This window comes from Sulfitobacter sp. CB2047 (assembly GCF_000735125.2).
Lineage (GTDB): Bacteria > Pseudomonadota > Alphaproteobacteria > Rhodobacterales > Rhodobacteraceae > Sulfitobacter > Sulfitobacter pontiacus.
Window position 1 is genome coordinate 2,477,639 of record NZ_CP072613.1, and the last position, 22,436, is coordinate 2,500,074.

General features: G+C 62.7%; 17 protein-coding genes. 3 read left to right on the top strand and 14 right to left on the bottom strand.

Features of this window, described 5'->3' with window-relative positions; translation table 11 throughout:
• Positions 1-46: 46 nt before the first annotated feature.
• Positions 47-853 (bottom strand): hypothetical protein, encoded by an 807-nt coding sequence (locus tag IV89_RS12285; RefSeq protein ID WP_037943720.1) that lies wholly within the window; start codon positions 851-853, stop codon positions 47-49.
• A 214-nt stretch (positions 854-1,067) separates the two neighbouring features.
• On the opposite strand from IV89_RS12285, the gene IV89_RS12290 reads away from it, so the two are divergent.
• Complete coding sequence (locus tag IV89_RS12290; protein ID WP_235183761.1) at positions 1,068-2,084, top strand: glycosyltransferase family 2 protein; 1,017 nt, start codon at positions 1,068-1,070, stop codon at positions 2,082-2,084.
• Positions 2,085-2,164: 80 nt separating this feature from the next.
• Here the strand turns inward: IV89_RS12290 and katG are convergent, their stop codons facing one another.
• On the bottom strand, positions 2,165-4,381 hold the full coding sequence (katG, locus tag IV89_RS12295) for a catalase/peroxidase HPI (protein ID WP_037943719.1): 2,217 nt from the start codon (positions 4,379-4,381) through the stop codon (positions 2,165-2,167).
• Positions 4,382-4,545: 164 nt separating this feature from the next.
• Here katG and IV89_RS12300 point away from each other — a divergent pair, with 164 nt between their 5' ends.
• Entirely contained in the window at positions 4,546-5,427 is an 882-nt protein-coding gene (locus tag IV89_RS12300) for a hydrogen peroxide-inducible genes activator (RefSeq protein ID WP_009826441.1), read from the top strand.
• Positions 5,428-5,455: 28 nt separating this feature from the next.
• Here IV89_RS12300 and IV89_RS12305 read toward each other — a convergent pair whose 3' ends face one another.
• The 11 genes from IV89_RS12305 to IV89_RS12355 form a co-directional block, all read right to left on the bottom strand.
• Positions 5,456-6,616: a lytic murein transglycosylase gene (locus IV89_RS12305; RefSeq protein ID WP_037943718.1), complete on the bottom strand. Its 1,161-nt coding sequence runs from the start codon at positions 6,614-6,616 to the stop codon at positions 5,456-5,458.
• A 93-nt stretch (positions 6,617-6,709) separates the two neighbouring features.
• Positions 6,710-7,183, bottom strand: a complete 474-nt coding sequence (locus IV89_RS12310; protein ID WP_037943717.1) for a CreA family protein — start codon at positions 7,181-7,183, stop codon at positions 6,710-6,712.
• A 67-nt stretch (positions 7,184-7,250) separates the two neighbouring features.
• Entirely contained in the window at positions 7,251-8,678 is a 1,428-nt protein-coding gene (locus IV89_RS12315) for a DUF6880 family protein (protein WP_037943716.1), read from the bottom strand.
• Positions 8,679-8,735: 57 nt separating this feature from the next.
• Positions 8,736-9,488: an adenosylcobinamide-GDP ribazoletransferase gene (locus IV89_RS12320; protein ID WP_037943715.1), complete on the bottom strand. Its 753-nt coding sequence runs from the start codon at positions 9,486-9,488 to the stop codon at positions 8,736-8,738.
• Positions 9,488-10,513 (bottom strand): nicotinate-nucleotide--dimethylbenzimidazole phosphoribosyltransferase, encoded by a 1,026-nt coding sequence (gene cobT / locus IV89_RS12325; RefSeq protein ID WP_037943714.1) that lies wholly within the window; start codon positions 10,511-10,513, stop codon positions 9,488-9,490. The genes IV89_RS12320 and cobT overlap by 1 nt, the downstream gene beginning before the upstream one ends.
• Before the next feature lie 50 nt (positions 10,514-10,563).
• Positions 10,564-11,100 carry a bifunctional adenosylcobinamide kinase/adenosylcobinamide-phosphate guanylyltransferase gene (gene cobU, locus IV89_RS12330; protein WP_037943713.1) on the bottom strand — a complete coding sequence of 179 codons (537 nt, stop codon included), beginning with the start codon at positions 11,098-11,100 and terminating at the stop codon, positions 10,564-10,566.
• 54 nt (positions 11,101-11,154) lie between these two features.
• Entirely contained in the window at positions 11,155-11,778 is a 624-nt protein-coding gene (gene cobO, locus IV89_RS12335) for a cob(I)yrinic acid a,c-diamide adenosyltransferase (RefSeq protein WP_037943712.1), read from the bottom strand.
• A gap of 3 nt (positions 11,779-11,781) precedes the next feature.
• Complete coding sequence (locus IV89_RS12340; RefSeq protein ID WP_235183760.1) at positions 11,782-12,636, bottom strand: ABC transporter substrate-binding protein; 855 nt, start codon at positions 12,634-12,636, stop codon at positions 11,782-11,784.
• Positions 12,633-13,610, bottom strand: a complete 978-nt coding sequence (gene cobD, locus IV89_RS12345) for a threonine-phosphate decarboxylase CobD (protein WP_037943711.1) — start codon at positions 13,608-13,610, stop codon at positions 12,633-12,635. Before cobD ends, IV89_RS12340 begins: the two co-directional genes overlap by 4 nt.
• A 12-nt stretch (positions 13,611-13,622) precedes the next feature.
• Complete coding sequence (cbiB, locus tag IV89_RS12350) at positions 13,623-14,564, bottom strand: adenosylcobinamide-phosphate synthase CbiB (RefSeq protein ID WP_037943710.1); 942 nt, start codon at positions 14,562-14,564, stop codon at positions 13,623-13,625.
• Positions 14,561-15,442 carry a hypothetical protein gene (locus tag IV89_RS12355; RefSeq protein ID WP_235183759.1) on the bottom strand — a complete coding sequence of 294 codons (882 nt, stop codon included), beginning with the start codon at positions 15,440-15,442 and terminating at the stop codon, positions 14,561-14,563. The genes cbiB and IV89_RS12355 overlap by 4 nt, the downstream gene beginning before the upstream one ends.
• A gap of 267 nt (positions 15,443-15,709) precedes the next feature.
• On the opposite strand from IV89_RS12355, the gene IV89_RS12360 reads away from it, so the two are divergent.
• Positions 15,710-21,535, top strand: a complete 5,826-nt coding sequence (locus tag IV89_RS12360) for a GEVED domain-containing protein (protein WP_235183758.1) — start codon at positions 15,710-15,712, stop codon at positions 21,533-21,535.
• Between the two features lie 138 nt (positions 21,536-21,673).
• Here IV89_RS12360 and IV89_RS12365 read toward each other — a convergent pair whose 3' ends face one another.
• Positions 21,674-22,432: a glutaredoxin family protein gene (locus tag IV89_RS12365; RefSeq protein ID WP_037943707.1), complete on the bottom strand. Its 759-nt coding sequence runs from the start codon at positions 22,430-22,432 to the stop codon at positions 21,674-21,676.
• Positions 22,433-22,436: the final 4 nt, after the last annotated feature.

A 22,436-nucleotide genomic window follows, 5' to 3' on the forward strand; every position in this document is an offset into this window, starting at 1 on the left:
TGGTGTGCGGTTTCAGATTGATGGCAAAGGCCCTTTGTAACGCGGCTTAGCGCAGTGCTTTGGACGGGTCGATGCCGATCTTCTCGCACATCCGCGCGGCATAGGAGCCGGGCAGAGGTTCGTTCTTTTCCCACCACGGTTTCGTGCCATTGGTATAAAGGTGCACAGACAGGGTTTTGTCGGTGAAATGCCCTTCGACGCGGCCATGCGGGTCATAGAAGATGTCGTTCAACTGGAACGGCACCGGATACAGCACCTCGCGTTCGCTGGCTTTTTCATACTGGCCGGTCTGCTTGGCGAAATAGGTAAACGCCTGCGGGCCAAAGGCCGTACGCTCGGCATTATAGATGCGGTGCGCGTGGCTCAGTTTGGGGTCTTGCCGGTCGTATTTCTTGCGCTGGTTCTTGTTCCACCATGCGGGATAGTCCGGCAGGTTATCGTAGTAATCCAGCAGTTGATCCATCAACTCGCATTCCTGCGGCAACCCCACGACACCACAGTTGAGAGCGCCAGACATGCCGTGGCGGCCAAAGATATATTCCTGATCCTCGGGGAAAGGCTGGTGGCAGAAAGCGTCACAGTCGATCCAGATCGCGCCGGTCTTCTGGATCATCTTGTAGCGGAACACGTTCGACAGGAAAGAGGCGCTGGTCGCGGCGACCAGCTCGCGGTCAATATCCATGATCTCGGACGCGGGGCGAACCTCGACCCCTTCGGGGGCGTTGTCCACTTTATCGGCGCAATACAGGATCGTTTTATGACCCGCAACGACATGGGACTTGAGGCAAAGCTGGTTCAGATAGTGAAGCTTTTCGCCAATCCAAAGGGAGGCGACAGGGCGACGGGTGTTCATGATATAAGGGGCCTCTCTGGTGGCGCGAAACGCGGGGCTGAAATGCACCGTGGTGGTTTCAAATACATTGGCAGAACGATAGCTTAGCCGACCCCGGCTTGTAAACAATCCTAAGCCGACGCGGCATCGCCTGTGGCAAAGATTGACTTGCCCTGACCCGCATGAGAGTCATTTGCACAACCTTTGATATCCTGACCCAAGGGACCGCCCGCCCGTGACACGTATCCTTGCCGTAACCTGCATGCGCAACGAAGGGCCCTATTGCCTTGAATGGATCGCGCATCACCGCGCGGCGGGGGTGACGGATTTTCTGATCTTTACCCATGATTGCACCGATGGCACGCCGGCCCTGCTGGACCTGCTGGATGATGTGACCCATGTGCCCTTCACCCCAGAGGGCGACACATCGGTGCAATGGCAGGCCATGCGTCTGGCTGACCGCCATGACCTGATGAAACAAGCCGATTGGGCGCTGTTTTTTGACGCGGACGAGTTTCTAACCCTCGCAGCACCGATGCGTGGGCTGCCCGATCTGATCGCGTCGGTCCCCGCGGATACCGACGCGATTGCCCTGCCCTGGCGGTTTTTCGGTGCGGACGGGCAAGAGGCGTTGCAAGATATGCTCACCCCGCTGCGGTTTCGCCATGCGGCCCCTGATCCGTTCTTTCTGCCTGCGGGAAGCTTCTTCAAGACCCTGCACCGGCCCGCTGCCTTTCAGAAGCTCGGCGTGCATCGGCCCAAGAAAAAGCGCGGTGTCAGCCCGCAGTGGAACCTGGGCGGTGTTCAGGCCGCCCCCGGGGGCTTTGCCGAAAATGATAACCGGATCAACCTGTTCGGCGTGATGCAGACCCAAGCGCGGGCGCGGCTGAACCACTATTCCCTGCGTTCGGCGGGCGAGTTTATGGTCAAACGCGGGCGCGGCCTGCCCAACCGGACGACAAAGCGGCTGGATCTGCATTACTGGGCGGAGCGTAATTTCAACACCGTGACTGACACGATGATTGACCCGATGCTGGACGCCACAATGGCAGAGGTCACCCGCCTGCGCGCCCTGCCCGGTGTGGCCGACGCGCACGCGCAGGCGGTGCAGTGGCACCATGACAGGTTTGCCGCATTGATGACCGACCCGGCAGAGGTGCAATTCTACTGGCATCTGCTGTTGCTGGGCAGCAGCACCCCGCCCACGGCAGAGCAGGCACAGGCCCATCTGCTGCGCCACGCGGGCAGCTAAGCCCTGTTTCATCTGACACCACGACACAAAAAAGGGCGCGACCGGATACCGGCCGCGCCCTTGGCACTCGTTACCTACCCTTAGGCGAGGTCAAAACGGTCAAGGTTCATCACCTTGGTCCAGGCGGCGATGAAGTCGGTCACGAATTTGTCTTTCGCGACATCCCCTGCATAGACCTCTGAAATCGCGCGCAGCTGCGAGTTCGACCCGAAAAGCAGATCAACAGCGGTCCCGGTGTGCTTCAGCTCACCCGTGGCGCGGTCGCGGCCTTCATAGATGTCGTCCGTCGCGGTCTCTTCCGCCTTCGACCACACGGTGCCCATATCCAGCAATGTGGTAAAGAAGTCGTTGTTCAGCGTGCCGGGCGCATCGGTGAACACGCCGTGTTTGGCGCGACCCACGTTCACGTCCAGTGCACGCATCCCCCCGACCAGAACCGTCATCTCTGGCGCGGTCAGCGTCAGAAGCTGGGCGCGGTCGACCAGCAGCTCTGCCGTGGTGACCGAATAACGGGTCTTGGCAAAGTTGCGGAAGCCGTCGGTGACGGGTTCAAGATAGGCGACGGAGTCAACCTCGGTCTGTTCAAGCGAGGCATCGCCGCGACCCGGTGCGAAGGGCACGGTCACGTCGTGGCCTGCGTCCTTGGCGGCTTTCTCGATCCCGGCGGCACCGGCCAGCACGATCAGGTCAGCGACAGAGATTTCTTTGTCCCCCGACTGCGCGTTGTTGAAGTCTGCGCGGATCGTTTCCAGCACGCCAAGCACTTTGGCCAACTGATCGGGTTCGTTCACCGGCCAGTCTTTCTGCGGTGCCAGACGGATGCGCGCGCCATTTGCACCGCCGCGCTTGTCGGACCCGCGGAAGGTCGCGGCAGAGCCCCAAGCAGTGGCCACCAGTTCCTGAACGCTCAGCCCCGACTCCAGCACTTTGGCTTTCAGCGATGCCACATCTGCGTCATCGACCAGCGTATGCGTCACGGCGGGGATCGGGTCCTGCCAGATCAGCTCTTCGCTGGGGACGTCCTTGCCCAGATAGCGGGCAATCGGTCCCATGTCGCGGTGGGTCAGCTTGAACCATGCACGGGCAAATGCGTCGGCAAATTCCTCGGGATTCTCGTGAAAACGCGTCGAGATTTTAAAATACTCGGGGTCTTCGCGCAGCGCGAGGTCAGAGGTGAACATGATAGGCGCGTGACGCTTGGACGGGTCATGCGCATCCGGCACGGTGCCTGCGGCGTCGCCGTTCTTTGGGGTCCACTGCACGGCACCGGCAGGGCTTTTGGTCATTTCCCACTCGAGCCCCAGCAGGTTGTCGAAGTAAGTCATGTCCCAGCTTGTCGGAGTTTGCGACCATGCGCCTTCAAGCCCGCTGGTCAGGGCGTGGATGCCGTGGCCGGTCTCGTGCTTGTTGGTCCAGCCGAAGCCCTGTGCTTCCAACGGCGAGGCTTCGGGATCGGGGCCGGCATTCTCGCCGCCCACGGCACCATGCGCCTTACCAAAGGTGTGACCACCCGCGATCAGCGCGACGGTTTCATAGTCGTTCATCGCCATCCGGCCAAAGGTGTCGCGGATGTCATTGGCAGAGCCTTGCAGATCGGGTTTGCCGTCCGGCCCTTCGGGGTTCACATAGATCAGGCCCATCTGCACAGCGGCCAGCGGGTCTTCCAACGCGCGTTCCTGGCTATAGCGTTTGTTGCCCAGCCATTCGTCTTCGGGGCCCCAATAGACATCCTCTTCGGGTTCCCAACGGTCCACGCGGCCACCGGCGAAGCCGAATGTTTTCAGCCCCATCGATTCCAGCGCGATATTGCCGCACAGGATGATCAGGTCACCCCAGGAAATCTGGTTGCCGTATTTCTGCTTGATCGGCCACAGCAGGCGGCGCGCCTTGTCGAGGTTGGCGTTATCGGGCCAGCTGTTGAGCGGCGCGAAACGCTGCGTGCCCGTGCTGGACCCGCCACGGCCATCCGCCGTCCGGTAGGTGCCTGCCGCGTGCCATGCCATACGGATGAAGAACGGGCCATAGTGACCGTAGTCCGCGGGCCACCAGTCTTGTGAATCCGTCATCAGCGCATGCAGGTCAGCCTTGACCGCGTCAACGTCGAGCTTCTTGAACTCTTCGGCATAGTCAAAGTCTGGCCCAAGCGGGTTCGAATCGATGGTGTTCTGGTGCAGCAGCTTGAGGTTCAGCTGGTTCGGCCACCATTCGTTCAACGACCGCGCACCGCGCTTTGAGTTGCGGCCGTGGCTGCCGACGACCGGGCATTTGCTGATGTTTTCGACGTCATTTCCGTCCATGGTGGTCTCCGATGTTATCTGTCTGGTGCGCGGTTTTGCACCGCGTCACGGGGGATGGATGTCGGGGGCGCGATACGGTCTGCCCCGTCTTTCTGGAATTATTCTAACAGCAGTTATTGATTAGTTTAAGTTGGCATTTCCTATCAGTTTGATAAAAATAAACTATGACCAACATCACCCTGAAACAGCTTCGCTACTTTGAGGCCGTTGCCCATCACCGTCACTTTGGCCACGCCGCCGAGGCCTGCGCGATCTCGCAGCCCGCCTTATCCGTGCAAATCAAGGAGTTGGAGCAGAACTTGCAAACGCCTCTCTTTGATCGCGGCGGGCGGAATATCACGTTGACCAGCTTTGGCGTCGATTTCGCGCCGCGCGCGCGGGCGATCCTGCAGGGGGTGGACGAGCTTCAGGATATGGCGCGCGCCTCCAAGGACGGGCTGATGGGCCGGCTGAGAATCGGCATCATCCCCACCATCGGCCCCTATCTACTGCCCTCGATCATCACCAAGCTGACCCGGATGAACCCCGCGCTGGATATCCACGTGCGCGAAACCATGACCCCGCGACTGATCACCGAGCTGACGGAGGGGCGCATCGACACTGCCATCGTCGCCCTGCCCGTGTCAGAACCCTCGCTCACCGAAGTCACCCTGTTTGACGAGAAATTCATGCTGGTGCGCCCCGAGGCTGATCGCGGCAAGCCGATCCCCAGCAGCGCACATCTGAACGAGATGAAGTTACTGCTGCTTGAGGAAGGGCATTGCTTTCGCGATCAGGCCCTGTCGTTTTGCGATATGCAGTCGGAAACCGCGCGCGAGGGGCTGGATGCGAGCTCCCTGTCCACGCTGGTGCAGATGGTCGGCGCGGGCATCGGCGTGACGCTGATCCCCGAGATGGCCGTCGCCGTGGAAACGCGGTCGGCGCAGGTGGCGGTCAACGCCTTCCCCGCGCCCGAACCGACGCGCCGTGTGGGGATGATCTGGCGCAAGACCAGCCCGCTGGCCAGCAAACTGTCCGAAATCGCCGATCTGATCCGCCCGAGCTAAGCGGGCGGATCATCGTTTCATCGCGCTATCAGCCCAACCGCGCCAGCAGCGCGCGCGACGGGTCGCCGGTTGCGGGCAGCCCCTGGCTTTGCTGATAGGCGGTGATCGCCTTGCGGCTGTTCGGGCCGATCACACCATCGGTGCCGTCTGTGTCAAAACCGCGGGCGGTCAGCCGTTCTTGCAACGCCTTGCGGTCGTCAATGGTCAGCCCGTATTTATCCGGGCCAAAGCTGGCCTGAATAGGCCCGCCCCCTGCGATACGATCCGATAGATGCCCGACGCCAATCGCGTAATTGTCCGAGTTGTTGTAGCGCTTGATCGCCTTGAAGTTGTTAAAGATCGCAAAGCGCGGCCCGCCTGCATCGGGCTGGAGGATCTGCACCGGCGTAGCAGAGCTTGCCGCCGCGGTGCCCATCTCTGCGCCCCATTTCTGGCCGGACTTCCAGCCCGACTTCGCCAGATAGGCGGCGGTGGAAGCAAGTGAATCCGACGGGTCGTCAGACCAGATGTCGCGTTTGCCGTCGCCGGTGAAATCTACCGCGAAGGATTGATAGGATGTGGGGATGAACTGCGTGTGGCCCATGGCACCGGCCCAGCTTCCGGTCAGACCGGCAGCCGAGACATCGCCGCGCTCAAGGATACGCAGTGCCGCGATTAGTTGTTTCTCGAAAAAGGCCCCGCGGCGCCCGTCATAGGCCAGCGTCGATGTCGCCGACACGACCGGCACCTTCCCGCGCCGTTCCCCGTAAAAGCTTTCCAGCCCCCACACGGCGGTGACGACTTCGGCAGGCACGCCGTAGCGCGCCTCTATCTGGCGCAACACGCCTTGGTGGCGCGCGAATGCCGCGCGCCCCTTGGTGACACGCTCGTCCGATGCCGCAATGGCAAGGTAATCTTCAAGCGAGCGGCTGAATTCCGTCTGGTTTCGGTCCCGTTTGACGACCCCCGGCAGATAGCCCGCCCCCGCAAAGCCGCGACGCAGCGTGCTGTCGGAAATGCCCTGCGCCGCAGCGCGTGACTTGAACGCCGAAACCCACGCGTCATAGCCCGCGTTCGGTTGGGGTTGCAGGTCCGGTGCCAGCCCCGCATCGCTGCGCGGCGCAAAGCTGCCTGCCCTGTTGCCGGTGCTACAGGCCGCAAGGCCCAATGCTGCCAATCCGACGGTGAAACTTCTTCGAGAAATGCTCATACTGCCCGCGCCCTTGTTTGTTATGACTTCGGCATAGAATAGCCGAAGCACGGGGGCGGGCAAAGCGGATGATACGCCTTGGCAAAGCTTTGCCTATTTGGTCGGCACGTAGAGCGGCACGGTCGACATCGACATTTTGGCAGATCCGTTCTGCACATCGCGCGCGTGGCTGATATAGACCAAGGTGTTGTTTTCCTCGTCGAAAATCCGTTTGACCTTCAGCGTCTTGAAGATCACGGACCGGCGTTCGCTGAACACCGTCTCGCCCTCGTCATCGCGCGAGATGTCCCCAATCTCGATCGGGCCGGTCTGGCGGCAAGAGATGGAGGAATTCGATGGGTCCTCGAACCAATTGCCCTTTTGCAGCCGGTCGATCAGACCGCGTTCAAAATAGGCCAGATGGCAGGTAACGCCCTTGACCTCGGGGTCTTGGACCGCCTCTACCACGATGTCATTGCCCAGCCAGTCCACATCGACATTGCCCACCACATCAGCGGTAGCTGCAAGAGGAAGGGAAAAGCCAAGGGCGGCAATGGGGGCGAAGGCGGCGCGTTTGAAAATACTCATGCATCCATACGCGCGGCGTGCCTGTTGGTTCCCGCGTCGCCGCAAGAAAAGACCCAGCACGCGCAGATCAGGTGACCCGCGTCCAGAACCCCGCCTTATGGGCATAGCGTTTGCGCAGGCGCCGGACAAAGGCGTCGTGGCCTTCGAAAACTCCGTAATCCTCGATCTCGATATCCGCGGCGGCGCAATCCATCAGGTGATCTGCCGCCTGCGCGTAGCGCGACTTGGCGCTTTCCCACAGCGCGGCTTCGATCATGGCGCGCCAACACAGCGCTGCCGCCAGAGGATGGCGCGCCCGCAGCGCATCGGCGGCATCAGAGAGAGGGGCGACATGGGTGCCGTTCAACGTCTCGGCGCGTGCTTCAATCATCGCTGCAAGCCCGCGCAGGTCGGGCCACGCGAGGAAAAAGGCGATCGCCGCGTTGAGATCCTTGAACGTGGCCGCATGGGCCTTGGCGGCCTCCTCTACCTCAAGATCATCGAAATCCGGTAGCTGTTTGAGGTGCGCCCGCAGCATCTCGGGGTCGAGCGTTTCGGTAAAACAGCGCCAGCGGTGGGCTTGCGCCTCGTCCTCGCGCCCCGATGCGATCAGCGCGTGGATATAGGCCGCGTCCCATGCCTGCCGCCCCGCCTCTTTCCCCTTGGGGCGCGCACCCTCAAGAACATCAAGCGCGGCATCGTGATTGCCAGCGGCCGACCAGAGCGCCGCCACCTCGACCGCGACGGTGGGCCGCGCCAGATCGGTGGGAGAGAACAGCGAGATGTAGGTCTCCGTATCCCCCTGCGCCAAGGCCACCTCGCGCAGATGCATCTGGACAAAGCGTTTTTTGCGTTGTGCGGCGTAGTTCGCATTGCGCCCGCGCAGCTCGCGCAGGAATTGCAAGGCGGGGTGATCCTCTGTCGCGTCCAGCGGCGCGGCCTCGAATATCTGGATCAGCTCCTTCAGATGTGCGAGCCCGCTGTCGCCCAAGGACGGGGCCATGCGCGTGATAATCCCGTCAAAAGCGCCATCCGTATTCCCCTGCACCGCCTCCCACGTGCGTTCCGCCAGCGCGATCGGGTCCAGCGGGGCGCGGGCGGCAATCTGGCTGATCTCAGCAAGCGCATCGGCAAAGACGGCCCCCACGTCCCCCTTGCTGTCGTCCACCCGATCCATGACCGAAGGGGCAAGCGCTAGAAACTCCCACAGCAGGTCGAAGGCGTCGGCGGGGGCGTCTGGGGCGATATTGTCGATGATCATCGCGGATTGGGTGCGCAGGTCTTTGATCAGCGCCGTCCGCTTGCGCCACCCGACATAGCTTTTGGCCCGCCGGATTGTGACCAGCCGCTTGCGCACATCACGCGCGAGTTCAGCAGGGCCTAGGTTGTGGCTCAACTCAAGCCGCAGACGACGTTTCATATCGGCACTGCCGGTGCTGACCTCGATCAACAGTTCGGCCAGCCGCTCCGCCCCGAGGGCGGCAAGATTTGCGGTGTTCAGGGTCTTTTTCGACATGGGGCCTTGCTACATCGGATTTGCGGCCCGTCAAAGGGGGCACGCGGCTCGGACGCGTCAGGCAAAGAGATAGACGGTGACGCCCCAGCCCGCCAGTTCGGCCAGTTTCTGCATCGCGCCGATCACGTCGCCGGTCTGCCCGCCGATTTGCCGCAGCGCCAGCGCGGCCACCAGCGCGGTGGCCACGACGACCCCCGCAAAGATCACCGCCGCCGCGCCAAAGCCCAAGGGCAGCAGCCCAATCAAGCCAAAGGCGACCGCGATATAGACGCAAGTCGCCGGCACCTGCGCCGCGCCGTGCCCCAGCCCGTCGGCCCGCGCGGCAGGCATCCGCGCCAGCCAGAACGGCAGCATCGCGCGGCTGGCCATCGACAGACCAAGCGCGGCAGGCACGACCAGTGCAGGATGATCCAGCCGTGCGATCAGCGCCACCTGCAGCGCCACCGTCAGGATCAGGGCCATCACCCCGTAGCTGCCAATGCGGCTGTCGCGCATAATCTCGAGCTTGCGCGCGCGGGTCTGCCCGCCGCCGAACCCGTCGGCCATATCGGCCAGCCCGTCTTCGTGCATCGCGCCGGTCAGCAGTGTCGTGGCAAAGATCAGACCAAGGGACGCAACCGTCGGGCCAAAGCCCGCCGCGTGCAGCACCCAGTAGATCAGACCGGCAGGCAGCATCGCGACCGCCCCCGCCAAAGGCCAGCCCCAGGCCGAGGCTCCTGTCGCCGGGATCGGATCGCGCAGATATCCCACGGGGATACGGGTCAGCAGCAGCATCGCCAGCCGCGCCTCTGCCACCCGGGCGCGCAGCATCAGCCGTCCGCCACGCCGGCTTCGGCAAAGGTCGCCATGCCGCTGTGGCACGCCAGCGCCGAGCGCAGGATACCAAGCGCCAGCGCGGCGCCCGATCCTTCGCCCAACCGCATGTCGAAATCAAGCACGGCCGTCTTGCCGATCGCATCCAGCAGACGTTTATGCCCGGGCTCGACGCTCAGGTGCCCGATCAGACAATGGTCCAGCGCCGCAGGGGCCAGCGCGAAAAGCGGTGCGACAGAGGCGGTGCAGATGAACCCGTCAAGGATCACCGGAATACGCCGTTGCCGTGCGGCCAGCACCGCGCCGCAGATCGCCGCCTGCTCGCGCCCGCCCAAGGTCATCAGGATAGACGCCCCATCCTGCGGGGTAGCGGCGTGGCGGGCAAGTCCGCGGGTGATGGCGTCGACCTTGCGGCGCAGACCTTCGTCGTCCGAACCGGTGCCGCGCCCGACCCAATCTTGCACAGCCCCACCAAAGACCGCCGCCGTCAGCGCTGCCGCGACCGTCGAATTACCAATCCCCATTTCGCCCAGGATCAAGACACTGGCCGCCGGATGCAGCGCCGCCGCCCCTGCGTTAAGAGCCGCGACACAGTCCGCCTCGCTCATCGCGGGGCCTTGCGTGAAATCGGCCGTGGGGCGGTCAAGGTCCAGATCAATCACCGACAGCTGCGCGTCGTTGGTGCGGCACAGCTGGTTGATCGCAGCGCCCCCCGCCTTGAAGTTCTGCACCATCTGGGCTGTCACCTCTTGCGGGAAAGGGTTCACCCCCTGCGCGCAGATCCCGTGGTTACCGGCAAAGACGAGGGCCTGCGCCATGTCGATCTGCGGCACCGCCTGTTGCTGCCACCCCGCCATGAACACCGCCAGTTCCTCCAGCCGGCCCAGTGATCCGGGCGGTTTGGTCAGCGCATTCTGCCGGTCGCGCGCGGCGTCTTGAGCGACGGCATCAACCTGAGGCAAATCGCGGGTCAGCGCGTCAAGGTCGGACAGGGAAGTCAGGGGAAAAGTCACATGCGCCATGCAAAGGGGTCTCTTTCGTTTGGAAATCTATCGTATGTCGGGATCATGGGTCAGGCAAGCGAGGCCGGAGCCTGCGCACTGCCCTTCAGCGTCAGGGGCAGACCACAGCTGACCAACACGACATGCCCCGCCACCGCTGCAATGCGCTGGTTCATCAGGCCCGAGGCATCGCGGTAGCGCCGGGCCAGCGCGGACATCGGCACGATGCCCCCGCCCACCTCATTCGTGACCAGCACCACCGGAGAGGACTGTGCGCGCAAGCTGTCCAGCACTTTTTCAAGCTCCGCCTGCCAGTCGCGTTCGGCGTGCATCACGTTGGACAGCCACAGCGTCATACAATCGACCAGCCGCGCGCCCGCCCCATCGGTGCGCATCAGCGCGCCGCATAGATCAAGCGGCTCCTCCACCGTGTCCCAACCGTCACCGCGTTGCACTTTATGTGCGGCGATGCGGTGCTCCATCTCGGGATCGAAGGCCTGGCTGGTGGCAATATAGACCAGCGGCAGCCCGTAGGCGCGCAGGTGGTTTTCGGCAAAAAGGCTCTTGCCCGATTTTGCACCGCCGGTGACCAGCGTGATCTTGTCCATGATATCCGCCCTTTGCCAAGCGGGGCGCGCGCGAACGCCCTGCCCCGGTAGAGATCAGAATTCCACACCGGCCTGTGCGGCGATACCCTGTTTGCGGAAAGGATGTTTGATTTCCTTCATCTCGGTCACCAGATCCGCAATCTCGATCAAGGCGTCGGGCGCGTTGCGGCCGGTGATCACCACATGGGTCATATGCGGCTTCTCGGCCTGCAGAAAATCGACCACATCCTGCACGTCGATATAGCCATAGCGCAGCGCGATGTTGAGCTCGTCGAGCAGCACCATGCGGTTGTTGGGGTCGCGGATCAGCTCTTTGGCTTTTTCCCATGCGCGTCCGGCGGCGGCGATGTCGCGTTCGCGATCTTGCGTGTCCCAGGTAAAGCCCTCGCCCATCACATAGACCTGACAGATATCGCTAAAGCGGTCCTCAAGCAGTTGACGGTCCGCGGACACCCGTGCGCCCTTGATGAACTGCACCAGCGCGCAGGGGAACCCGTGCCCGATACAGCGCATGATCATCCCGAAGGCAGAGCTGCTTTTACCCTTTCCGGTCCCGGTGTGGACGATGATCAACCCCTTGGTCACGGTCTTTTCCGCCATCATCTTGGCGCGGGCCGTCTGGACCTTCGCCATCTTTTCGGCGTGGCGCTTGTTCTGGTCTGGGGTGCTGTCGGTCATCTGTTATCTCTCCTCGTGGCGTATCTGGTTGCCTGCCCTGCGTACGTCTTGCACCGCCCGCAACGCCAGCGGCGTGCCGCAGACCCAATCGGGCGAGCTATACACCATCCGGCCGGTCTTGGCGTATTGTGCGAGCGCAGGATGTAGCATGATCTCTTCGGATCGGGAACCTCCGGGATAGGGTGTCGTGGTGACCAGCACATCGGGGGCGTTCATCACCAGTTCTTCCAGCGCCAGACGCCCGCTGGTCCGGCGTCCGAGTTTCTGCGAGAGGTTGCGCAGTCCGCCGGTGGTCACGATGTCGTGGCCCAAAGTATCCACCCCCAGCGAATAACCGTTCGGGTAATAGAACGCCGCAACAGGGGCATCGGGGGCCAATGCGGGCTGTGCGGCCAATGTCTGTTCGACGTCGCGGGCCATCGCCTCTGCCCGCGCGGGCTGTTGCAAGAGGTCGCCCATCCACCGGATCTGCGCGGGAATATCGTCAAGCGCCTTGGTGATCGGCATCTGCTCTACCCGCAGGCCAAGGTGGCGCAGCATCGCAAGGGTCGCTTTGTCGGAGTATTGCCCCGCCAACACCAGATCCGGCGCGGAAAGGTATATTTCTTCAGCACCGCCCGCGTTCTGCGGATGTGCCGAGGCTTCCTGCGCCAACGACGACGATCGCGGATCGCGCGCCAATCGGCTGAGAGAGGTGATTTGATCAGAATCCGCCAGTAGCAGCACCATCTGGTCCGTGCACAGGTTCATCGACACCACACGGGGCAGGTCTGCGGCGCTGGCTGACGTGACGGCTATCAGAGCGGCCACCAGCCCCAGCAGCACCCGCCGCCCTGTCAGAGTGATCCGCCGGATCACGCGCCGTCTTCCAACGCGGTCTCTAACCGGGCCCAATCACCGGCCGGTCCGGGCAGGCCCAGACGGATCCAGCTGTCGGAATAGGGGAAGATCCGCGACCAGATGTGATGTGCGGCCAAGCCGTTTTGCGCAGCCCTGGCATCCGGCGTCGCGTAAGTGCGAAACAGCGGGGTGCCGCCTACCAGCCCCCACCCTGCCCGCGCCGCCATCGCATCCAATTGCGCCGCCTCGCCTTGCAGGCGCGCGGTGGTCTGTGCCGCCCAATTCGTGTCGTTCAGTGCGCGCAAGGCGACCTCTATCGCCATGCCGGAAACGGGCCATGGCCCCGTCATCGCGCGCAGCCTTTCGGCCAAAGGCGCTGCCGCCAGCACAAAACCCAAGCGCAGCCCCGCCAGCCCGTAGAACTTGCCAAAGGACCGCATCACAAGGATATTTCTCGGCAGTTCGGCCCCGCCGCGGACCAGCGACACCTCTGGATCAGGGTCGGCAAAGCTTTCATCCACGATCAAAAGTTCGACCGTTTCGGCAAGCGCGCGCAAGGTGTCAGGGGCGTGGCGCTGCCCGTCGGGGTTGTTCGGGTTGACCACCACGGCAAGGGCATACCCTTCAAGCGCCGCAAGATCGGTGGCCTCGGTGACCTGCCAGCCTTCGGCCCGTAGTGCGGCGGCATGTTCGTTATAGGTGGGCGACAGGATCGCGGCTTGCCCGGGCGCGATCAGACGCGGCACCAGCTGGATCGCCGCCTGCGCCCCTGACACAGGCACAACAGCACAGTTTGCGTCATAGGCCCTCCGCGCGGCGTCTTCCAGCGCGGCAAGGGCACTGCGTTCGGGCAGACGGGTCCATGCCTCTGGCGAGATCGGCCCCACCGGATAGGGCACCGTGTTGATCCCCGTGGACAGGTCGATCCAATCAGCGCGGTCGCCGCCGAACGCCTTGATCGCCCCATCCAGATTGCCGCCGTGGTCCCGCATCGCTTGCCCCTGTCAGATCAGCGCCACCAGCGCCAACACGACTGCTAATACGAACATGGCGCGAAGGTAAAGCGTCAGCGCCCGTCGCAGGGTGGTTGCATCGGCCGCTGTTCCTTCGGCATTGAGCCAGGGTTCATCCGCGATCTCTTCGCCGTACACACGCGGGCCGGACAGGCGCACGTTCAGCGCACCGGCCATCGCTCCTTCGGGCCAACCGGCATTGGGGGACCGGTGGTGACGCGCATCGCGCAGCATCACGGCGGCGGCGCGGCGTGGCTGGCCCGACACGATCACGAACAGCAGCCCCGTTGCCCGCGCCGGGATCAGATTGACCAGATCGTCGAGCCGCGCAGCCACCATCCCGTAGTGACGGTAGCGCGCGGACCGGTGCCCGATCATCGAATCCATCGTGTTGATCGCCTTATAGGCCACCAGCCCCGGCAGCCCCAGCAGCACGCCCCAAAACACCGGAGCCACCACCCCGTCCGAGGCATTCTCGGCCAGGCTTTCGATCGAAGCACGGGCAATCGCGGCAGCGTCCAGCTGATCAGGATCGCGCCCGATGATCATCGAGACGGCATAGCGTGCCCCTGCAATATCTCCCTGTATCAAAGGCGTAGCGACGGCCTGGACGTGGTCGAACAGCGACCGCGGTGCCAGAAAGGGCCACGCCAGCAGCCCGCCGACAACGTAGCCCGCCCAGCCAGACGGCAGCAACGCGGCGACCACAATGGCAGGCAAGACCGCAAGCGCAAGCACGAGGCAGACCCCGACACCGCCCAACAGGCGCAACCGTGCGGGCGATGTATTGGCGCTATTCAACCGCGTCTCGATCATGCGAATGGCGTGGCCGATCCAGGACACCGGATGGCCGATTATCGCATAAAGCGGCGCAGGCCAGGACAAAGCCGCCTCGATCACAAACCCCAGCATGATGCCCGCCGCACCGATCATGCGTCCCCTCCGGTTGTGAACCGCATCGCACCGGTGAGCCCGTGGTCTGACAACAGCTGTTCAGCATCATCGGGGGCGGTGCCCGGCGCAAAGATGAACGCGCGCGCGGACCCTGTGTGCGCACGCGCATAGCCCAAAGCACCGAGCCGCTGCGCCAGTATCGTGCTCGGGTCGTTCAGGGGGCCGCGCAACGCGGTGGTGCGATCTGCGCTGATGCGCGCCAACCGCGCCACCTGAGGCAAATCACCCTGCGCCACGGCGCTTTCCCAGGCTGGCAACAGGTCGGCAATATCCGCAAAACCGCTATCCGCCGCATCGGTCCGGATCGGTTCGCCAAAGTAGCCGCCGATGATGTCAGCCCGTGGCGGCGCGCCCAGCGCCCCCTTGCTTTGCGCCAACCGCGAGGCCCAGATCACGCGGTCCGGATGCGGTAACATTAACGGATCGGTGGCCCCTTCCACCGCCAAGCACAGCGACGGCAAACGGTCTTCAGCAATACCCGCAGCCCGCGCCAAAGCCACCAGCGCCGCAGTGGATGCACCGGCCCCGACCCCGACGGGAAGGTTACCAGACAAGGTAAAACTGCCCCCATTTTCCCCTGCGGCCTCTAGCAGGTGTCGAAGCTGCGCGAGGCTCACCGCTGCGGGTTTACCCTGCGTCAGGTCCAATGCCCCCCCGCGGGTAAACCGCGCCCGCACCCCATGTGCACGGCACAGCATCGTGACCAGAACCACAGGGCCCTCCGGCCCCAACCGCCCCTGCACCCATTCACCGAAGTGACCGAAAACAGGTGGAGTTTCTGCAGACGCTCCTGATTTGTCGAAAATTGTCTGCAAAATACTGGCTTTCGTGCGGCGCGAGAGAATTGGTGCCGACATATTCACCATCCGCGGGCAAACGGCAACAGAGCAAGGGCCTATGGATTCAAGGCTTTTCCGCATCTCGCCGCCTACCGATTCTGGGTGGGACGCTCTCGAAAGTATAGGGCGCTATTCTGGAAGGCAGGGGGATTGTACCTGCGCATTGTCGCTCGCGTTAACCTTGTATGAGAACTTTAGACATATCCCGGGGGGCAGGAAAGACGGCGAGGTCGTCTCCGGCCAATGTACAAGGTGTTTGGGACACCGCAACAAGAGGTCCGTCTGATGTCGATTTCAAAGTTAACCTTTACAACACTGAATTGTGCTGCCGCTTTGGCGGCTTTGGTCGTTACAGGCTCCGGCAAAGCTGATGCCGGCGAGTTCGAACTTGATTGGGGCACCTACGACTGGCCCGGTGGCAATCTTGGCCCGCTGACACGCACCCTGCGGGACCAATATGGGTTCGAGGTTGACCTGACCTTTGAACATACGGGCAACTACACCGCCTTCAGCGGCGAAGGGACACCCAACGATTCTGCTATCTTTGGGGGCAATGTGGAATCGCTCGTAGTCATTTCCAACGCGCCGCGAAACCGCGGGCGTATCGGGGATGCGCGGACAACTTCCTCCATCTCCTCCAGTTCGGGCGGGGTCGCCTTTCCGATCGACAATCTACAGGTCGACATTTTGGATATTGACGCCAGCGATAGCAACGCCGGGTCTGACCGATGCGATCTTGTGACCGCCTTTGGCGATAACGGCAATCCGACGCTGGCACCGGTTAGCGCGGCACCCGCACTTCTGGTCGGCCCCGGTCCCGGGTCTGGCTTCACCGGCACCATCGGCGCGAACCAGGCCCAATGTATCTATGTCGAAGGGTTCGGGGCCTCGCCCACATCGAACAACGATGACACCGGCACCGTGCGCGCGACCTTCCCCGACAGCACCTCGACGGTCACCTTCTGGTATGATGAATCTATTGCCGACGTGCGCAATTATAACCAGTTCACCAATTATGATCCCGCCCCGCGGGGTATCGGGATGTTTGGTGCGGCAACGTTCAATGTGGATCAAAGCATTTCATTGACACGTACCGCCAGCCCCAGCACAGGGACGCAGGGTGAGACTGTGACCTATACCTACACGGTCACAAACACCGGCGCGCTGCCGTTCAACACCGGGCAGGACATTGTGATCAACGACGATCTGCTGGGGCCTGTGCTCTGCCCCGCGATCACCACGCCTGTCGCCCCGGGTGGAACGGTCGTCTGTCAGGAGGACTACACCATTCAGGCGGCCGATGTGCTGACGGGGTCCGTGGACAGCAACGCGGTTGCGGGCATTGGCCGCATCGGCCAGCCTTTTGTTTCACGGTTGCAGTCGAATTCTGAATCCCTGTCCATCGTCAGCAGCGTGCTGTCAGGCGAGACCGGTTCGCAAAGCTGCACGCCTCAGTCCGTCTTCCGCCAGCCATCGACCCAGTTGGCAGGGTCCGGCAGCCGGACGAATGTAACCCCGTCAGACATCTTCCTGTTCGACGACGTGACAACCGATATAAACGGCAACCCGATCGATGTCGTCATGCAGGTCACCAGCATCAATAATGCGACCGCGCTTGAGCTGGACACCTCGCTTGAGGCGCGCATGACGCCAGAGGACGACGCATACATCACCTACCGTCTGCGACTGGTCCAGGATGGCACGGCCACGGCGGCCAACCCGCAAGGTCTGGCCATTGACCAAAGCCGCATCAACGGGGTCATTGTACAGCAAACGGATGTCGACAGCCGCGGCGAGGGCGATGACTCTTCGGATGTGGTGGGCTCGCTCACCAACCCGACGGTGACCTCTTTCTTCAACACCGCGCCCTTATCCTCCTTTCCCGCCGGACCGAACGCGATCGCGATGGATCCTGCAAAGGTGGGCGACCCGTTTGATTGGGAAGACGAGCCGAATGAATCGAGCTTTGACAACTACGCCACCTATGAATTCAACACCTTCGTCGAAGCTGAATTTATCCACGGCTACACAGGGTCATCCGACCGTCGCGCGACGCGGGGGTCCGGCATCCAGCTTTGCGCAATCTCGAACACCTCGCCCGATATTGTGGCGCAAGACGACGACTACACCGCGTCGCCCGTGAACACCTTGCTGGGCGGCACCGCAGGCGAAGTCATGTCGAATGACACAATCAACGGCCTGCCCGCCGCCTTCCCGACCGCGACGCTGACTGTACTGACCGAAGCCGTGCCGCAGAACACGGGCGATCCTGTGCCGGTTCTGGAAACAGCCGGTGCCGAAGCCGGTCGCGTTATTGTGCCCGCGGGCGTTCCCGCTGGCGTCTACACCATCGAATACCAGCTCTGCGATGCGCTGGACCCCGCAGATTGTGACCGCGCGTTGGTCACGGTGGCGGTCTTTGCCGGGCTGGGTGTGGATTTTGGCGATGCACCGCTTAGCTACCTCACACCGACCCACGGCGTTGATGCCTCTCCGGGTGTGTATCTGGGCCTGATCGAGCCGGATATCGAGCTGGTTGCACAATCGGATGCCACGGCAACGGCGGATGACCTGATCGGCACCGACGACGAAGACGGGATCACCTTTCCCGTCCTGACCCAAGGCACGATCAGCACGCTCGACGTGACCGTAACAGGCAATGGTAACCTGCAGGCCTGGATCGATTTCAACGGCGACGGTCTGTTCGAAGAGACACTCGGCGAGCGTATCGCGCTTGACCTCAAGGATGACGGCACGCAATTCGACAATGTCGCGGGCGATGGCGTGATCCAGATCGACGTTACCGTGCCGTCGGATGCGACCACATCGACCACCTACGCGCGCTTCCGCTACGGCTCCGAGACAGGGTTAAGCACATCGGATTTTGCCGTAGATGGCGAGGTAGAGGATTATTCGCTGGTCATTGCGGCTGCTGATCTGTCCGACCGCGGCGATGCGCCCGCGACTTATGGCGATCCGCGTCACATCGTGGTCCAGGACATCTATCTGGGTGCCGGCGAACCCGACACCGAACAGACCCCTCAGCATAGCCCCGATTCCGATGCAGATGACCTGTCGGGCTTTGACGACGAGGATTCCATCGCCGTCTTTCCCATCCTGGAGGCCGGCACAACCGTGCCCCTGACCATCGTGACCCATGAAACCCTGAGCGCTCAACTCGCCTTGGGCATTCCGGTAACCGCGGGGATCACGAACCTGCAGCTTTGGGTCGATTTTGACCAAAGCGGCACCTTCGATCCCTCAGAACACATCGCGGTCGACTACCGTGATGGGGGCGCGGGCGATACGGATGGGGTGTTCAACAACCAGATCACCCTGAACATCCCTGTCCCTGCGAATATCACCAGCGGCTTTACCCATGCACGTATCCGCTGGTCGACCTCCAGCGCCGTCGCGGCGGACCCTTTTGATGGTCTGAATTTCGACGGTGAGGTCGAGGACTACAAAGTGATCCTCTCGGCCGGGGCGGTGCCCTTTACCTGCGATGGCTCGCTCTACCGTGTGACACAGACGGATACGCAGCTGCAGCGGCTCAGCTTCGCGGAAAGCGCTGGCGTGTACAGCATCACCGCGACCGACATCGGTACCCCTGCGGGCGTGCAGTATGACGGCGGCTGGGGCTATAATGCGCTCGACGGGTTGTTCTACGGGGTGCGCAGTGCAACGCGCGAGCTGATCCGCCTGGACTCCACCGGCAACTACGAGGTGGTCTCGACCCTCCCCGCGTCGGCGGCGGTGGGCTCCACCGCGGGCGACATCCTGCCCAACGGGGTGATGGTCTATCGTGTGAACGGGGCCAACGCGTTGCAGCTGCTGGATCTTTCCGATCCGTCCGCGCCCGTTGATCTGGGCCTGATCACGCTGTCGGCTGCGGTTGAACCCTCCGACATCGCCTATAATCCGAACGACGGCATGTTGTACGGTGTCAACGAGGCCTCTGACCGTTTGTTCTATATCGACCCTGCGGATGGTACGTCTGGCACCCGCGCGCCGGTTGAATTCGGCCCGACCGCCTGGACAGGGTCCTATGGCGCGGTGTGGTTCGATTTCTACGGCCGCATGTACATCAACCAGAACGTCACAAACGAGGTCTATGAGGCCGACGTAGGACTTCAGGGCTCCGGCTCGGGCGGGGGGCAGTTGATCAATACGGTGCCTGTCGGCGAGGGTGGCCTGAACGACGGTGCCGCCTGCCCGTCGCGCTTTGGCCCGCTGCCGCCCGAAGGTGACCTGTCCGGCGTCGTCTACCGTGACACCAACTATTCGGACAGCTACCAGCCCGGTGAAACCGTGCTCAGCGCCGTGACCGTGTCGCTGTACGACGACAATGGCACAGCCGACACCGCGGATGACACGTTCCTGACCAGCGTAGAGACAGCCAGCAACGGCACCTATCTCTTCTCTGACCTATCTGCCACAGCGACCTACCGCGTAGAGGTCGACGCAGCCGATCCCGACATGCCCCCCGGGCTTGTGGCCGGTACCGTGAACCCGCAGACGGGCGTATCAATCACCGCCGGCAGCGTGCGCACCCTTGATTTCGGGTTTGTGAACGGCGGGGCGACGGCGGACCTGTCCCTGACCAAGGGCGTGTTCGACACCAGCGGCCAGCCGGTGACCCAAGCGGGCCCGGGCACAGAGCTTGATTTCGTGCTCACCGTGACAAACGACGGCCCTGACGGTACCACCGGTGTGCGGGTCCGTGACCTGATCCCCGACGGGTTCACCTTTGTCTCTGCCACACCGGCGGATAGCACCGATACCTATGACGCCAACACCGGTACATGGGACGTCGGCGAGGTGGCCAATGGCGCGAGCGAAACCCTGACCGTGCGGGTCACGATGAACGCCACAGGCGAGCATACCAACGTGGCCGAGATCATCGCCTCTGACCTGCCGGATCCCGATAGTGATCCGCTGGTGGGCCCGCTGACGGACGATCTGGGCGACGCGGTTGTCGATGACGACGAAGCCGCCGTGAGCGTGAGTTTTGCCGGGTCCGGCCCAAGCTTGTCTGGTAAGGTCTTTATCGACAATGGTGCAGGTTCCGACACGGCCTATGACGCGCTGCAAGGGGCCTCGGAAGCCGACACCGGTGCTGCCGAAGTCCGGATCACCGATAGCAGCGGCACGTTGATCGGGTCGCCGCAGGTTGCCAGCGACGGCAGCTGGAGCCTGACCCTGCCCGAAGGCTTTGCCGATAACGTCACCATCACCGTGGTCCCGGACAACGGCTTGCTCACCGTGTCCGAAAACCCCGGTGCATTGCCCGGCCTGGTCAACCCGGCCAGCGGCGATGGTACCTTTACCTTCACGCCTGCGGCGGGGACATCCTATCCTGATCTGGATGTCGGCCTGATCGAGGACGCCCGGCTGAGCGAAAGCCAGCAAAGCGCGATCCGTCCGGCACAGGTGGTGACCCTGCGGCATGAATATCTTGCCGATGCAGAAGGCTCTGTGGTGTTTGACACCGATATCCAGTCGATCACCGCGCCGGGGCTCTTTTCCGTCGCCCTGTTCGAGGATGCCGCCTGCGACGGGACGGCCACCAGCCCCATCACCACCGCCCTGCCCGTGACCCCTGACACGCGTATCTGTCTGGTGGCGCGTGTCGCCGCCTCGGGTGCGGCGGCACCGGGATCGACCATCGCCTTTGATGTGGTCGCCGACACGACCTATGGCGCGACCGGCGCGACCGAGCAGGACCGCAACACCGATCTGGTGCGGGTAGAATCCTCCGAAGGGGTGCTGAAACTGCGCAAGACGGTCCGCAACGTCACCCAAGGCACGCCCGAAGGCGTCAGCAACGGTGCCGCTGCGGGGGATGTGCTTGAATATCGCATCTTCCTCGACAACCCTGGCGAACTGCCCGCGACCAACATCGTGATCCACGACCGCACGCCGCCCTACACAGAACTGGCATCCGCCATCCCAAGCCCCGTCTCCATCGGCGGCGATGTGATCTGCACGATGACCACGCCCGGGGCGGATACGGCGGGCTATGCGGGGGCGCTGCAATGGGACTGCACCGGATCACATGAACCGGGTGCAACGGGGTCTGTGTCCTTTGAAGTGCGGATCGCCCCCTAAGGCGGCGCTTATGGTCAGGCACGGAAAGGGGTGTTTCCCGCGCCCCACACGAACAAAAATCCCCCCGTACCGCGGATGCGGCGCGGGGGGATTTGCAATAGGAATAGGCTTCAATTCCGCTGAGCAGGTGCCAGAATATCACCCGAAGAGGCGTACCAGCATCCAAAGCCCCATGCCCAGCATCATCAGGTTCTCGGTCAGGGACACAAAGCCAAGCGGCACATTGCTACTGCCGCCCACGCAGGCGCATTTCAGCTCGCGTTTGTCGATATAGACCGCCTTGATCACCGAGATCGCCCCGATGCCACCGATCACGATCGCGATCGGTGCTGCCAGCCACAGCAACGCCCCTGCGGTCATGGCGATGCCTGCAAAGGCCTCTCCGAACGGGTAGATCTTGCCGTAGGGCACCCAGCGTTTTGCCAGCAGGTCATAGTTCAGGAACATGGTCGAGAAACTCTCGATATCCTGCAACTTCTGCACGGCGAGGAAACACATGGAGATCGAGATAAACCACTGGAACGCCTGTACGGTAAAGATGCTTTCAAAGGCAAACCACGACAGGCCAAGCGCCATTAGAAAGGCGACCGAAAAGATGGCGATCACCGGCTGGTACGACGTGTCAGATTGCTGATCCTTGGGTTTATCCAAGCCAAAATAGACCCGCAGATCGTCATAGCCGCCGATCCGTTCCCCGCCGATAAAGCTCTGCGGCGTCGTTTCGACATCATGCTTCGCCTTGAACGCGTCTGTCTCTTCGCGCGTTGTCAGGTGGTGATCCTCGACCTCGAAGCCCTGACGCTCCAGCAGGTCTTTGGATTTCAGACCGTAGGGACAGGTATGGTCAGGCATCACCATACGGTAGAGTTGTGCCGGTTGTGTCTGCTGTTGCGTCATTGTG

Bases quoted from the DNA above. Each gene is read 5' to 3' on its own strand.
- IV89_RS12285 (WP_037943720.1), bottom strand. From the start codon at position 853: ATGAACACCCGTCGCCCTGTCGCCTCCCTTTGGATTGGCGAAAAGCTT.
- cobO (WP_037943712.1), bottom strand. From the start codon at position 11,778: ATGACCGACAGCACCCCAGACCAGAACAAGCGCCACGCCGAAAAGATG.
- IV89_RS12315 (WP_037943716.1), bottom strand. From the start codon at position 8,678: ATGTCGAAAAAGACCCTGAACACCGCAAATCTTGCCGCCCTCGGGGCG.
- cobT (WP_037943714.1), bottom strand. From the start codon at position 10,513: ATGGCGCATGTGACTTTTCCCCTGACTTCCCTGTCCGACCTTGACGCG.
- cobD (WP_037943711.1), bottom strand. From the start codon at position 13,610: ATGCGGGACCACGGCGGCAATCTGGATGGGGCGATCAAGGCGTTCGGC.
- IV89_RS12360 (WP_235183758.1), top strand. From the start codon at position 15,710: ATGTCGATTTCAAAGTTAACCTTTACAACACTGAATTGTGCTGCCGCT.
- cbiB (WP_037943710.1), bottom strand. From the start codon at position 14,564: ATGATCGGTGCGGCGGGCATCATGCTGGGGTTTGTGATCGAGGCGGCT.
- cobU (WP_037943713.1), bottom strand. From the start codon at position 11,100: ATGGACAAGATCACGCTGGTCACCGGCGGTGCAAAATCGGGCAAGAGC.
- IV89_RS12365 (WP_037943707.1), bottom strand. From the start codon at position 22,432: ATGACGCAACAGCAGACACAACCGGCACAACTCTACCGTATGGTGATG.
- katG (WP_037943719.1), bottom strand. From the start codon at position 4,381: ATGGACGGAAATGACGTCGAAAACATCAGCAAATGCCCGGTCGTCGGC.
- IV89_RS12310 (WP_037943717.1), bottom strand. From the start codon at position 7,183: ATGAGTATTTTCAAACGCGCCGCCTTCGCCCCCATTGCCGCCCTTGGC.
- IV89_RS12355 (WP_235183759.1), bottom strand. From the start codon at position 15,442: ATGTCGGCACCAATTCTCTCGCGCCGCACGAAAGCCAGTATTTTGCAG.
- IV89_RS12305 (WP_037943718.1), bottom strand. From the start codon at position 6,616: ATGAGCATTTCTCGAAGAAGTTTCACCGTCGGATTGGCAGCATTGGGC.
- IV89_RS12320 (WP_037943715.1), bottom strand. From the start codon at position 9,488: ATGCTGCGCGCCCGGGTGGCAGAGGCGCGGCTGGCGATGCTGCTGCTG.
- IV89_RS12300 (WP_009826441.1), top strand. From the start codon at position 4,546: ATGACCAACATCACCCTGAAACAGCTTCGCTACTTTGAGGCCGTTGCC.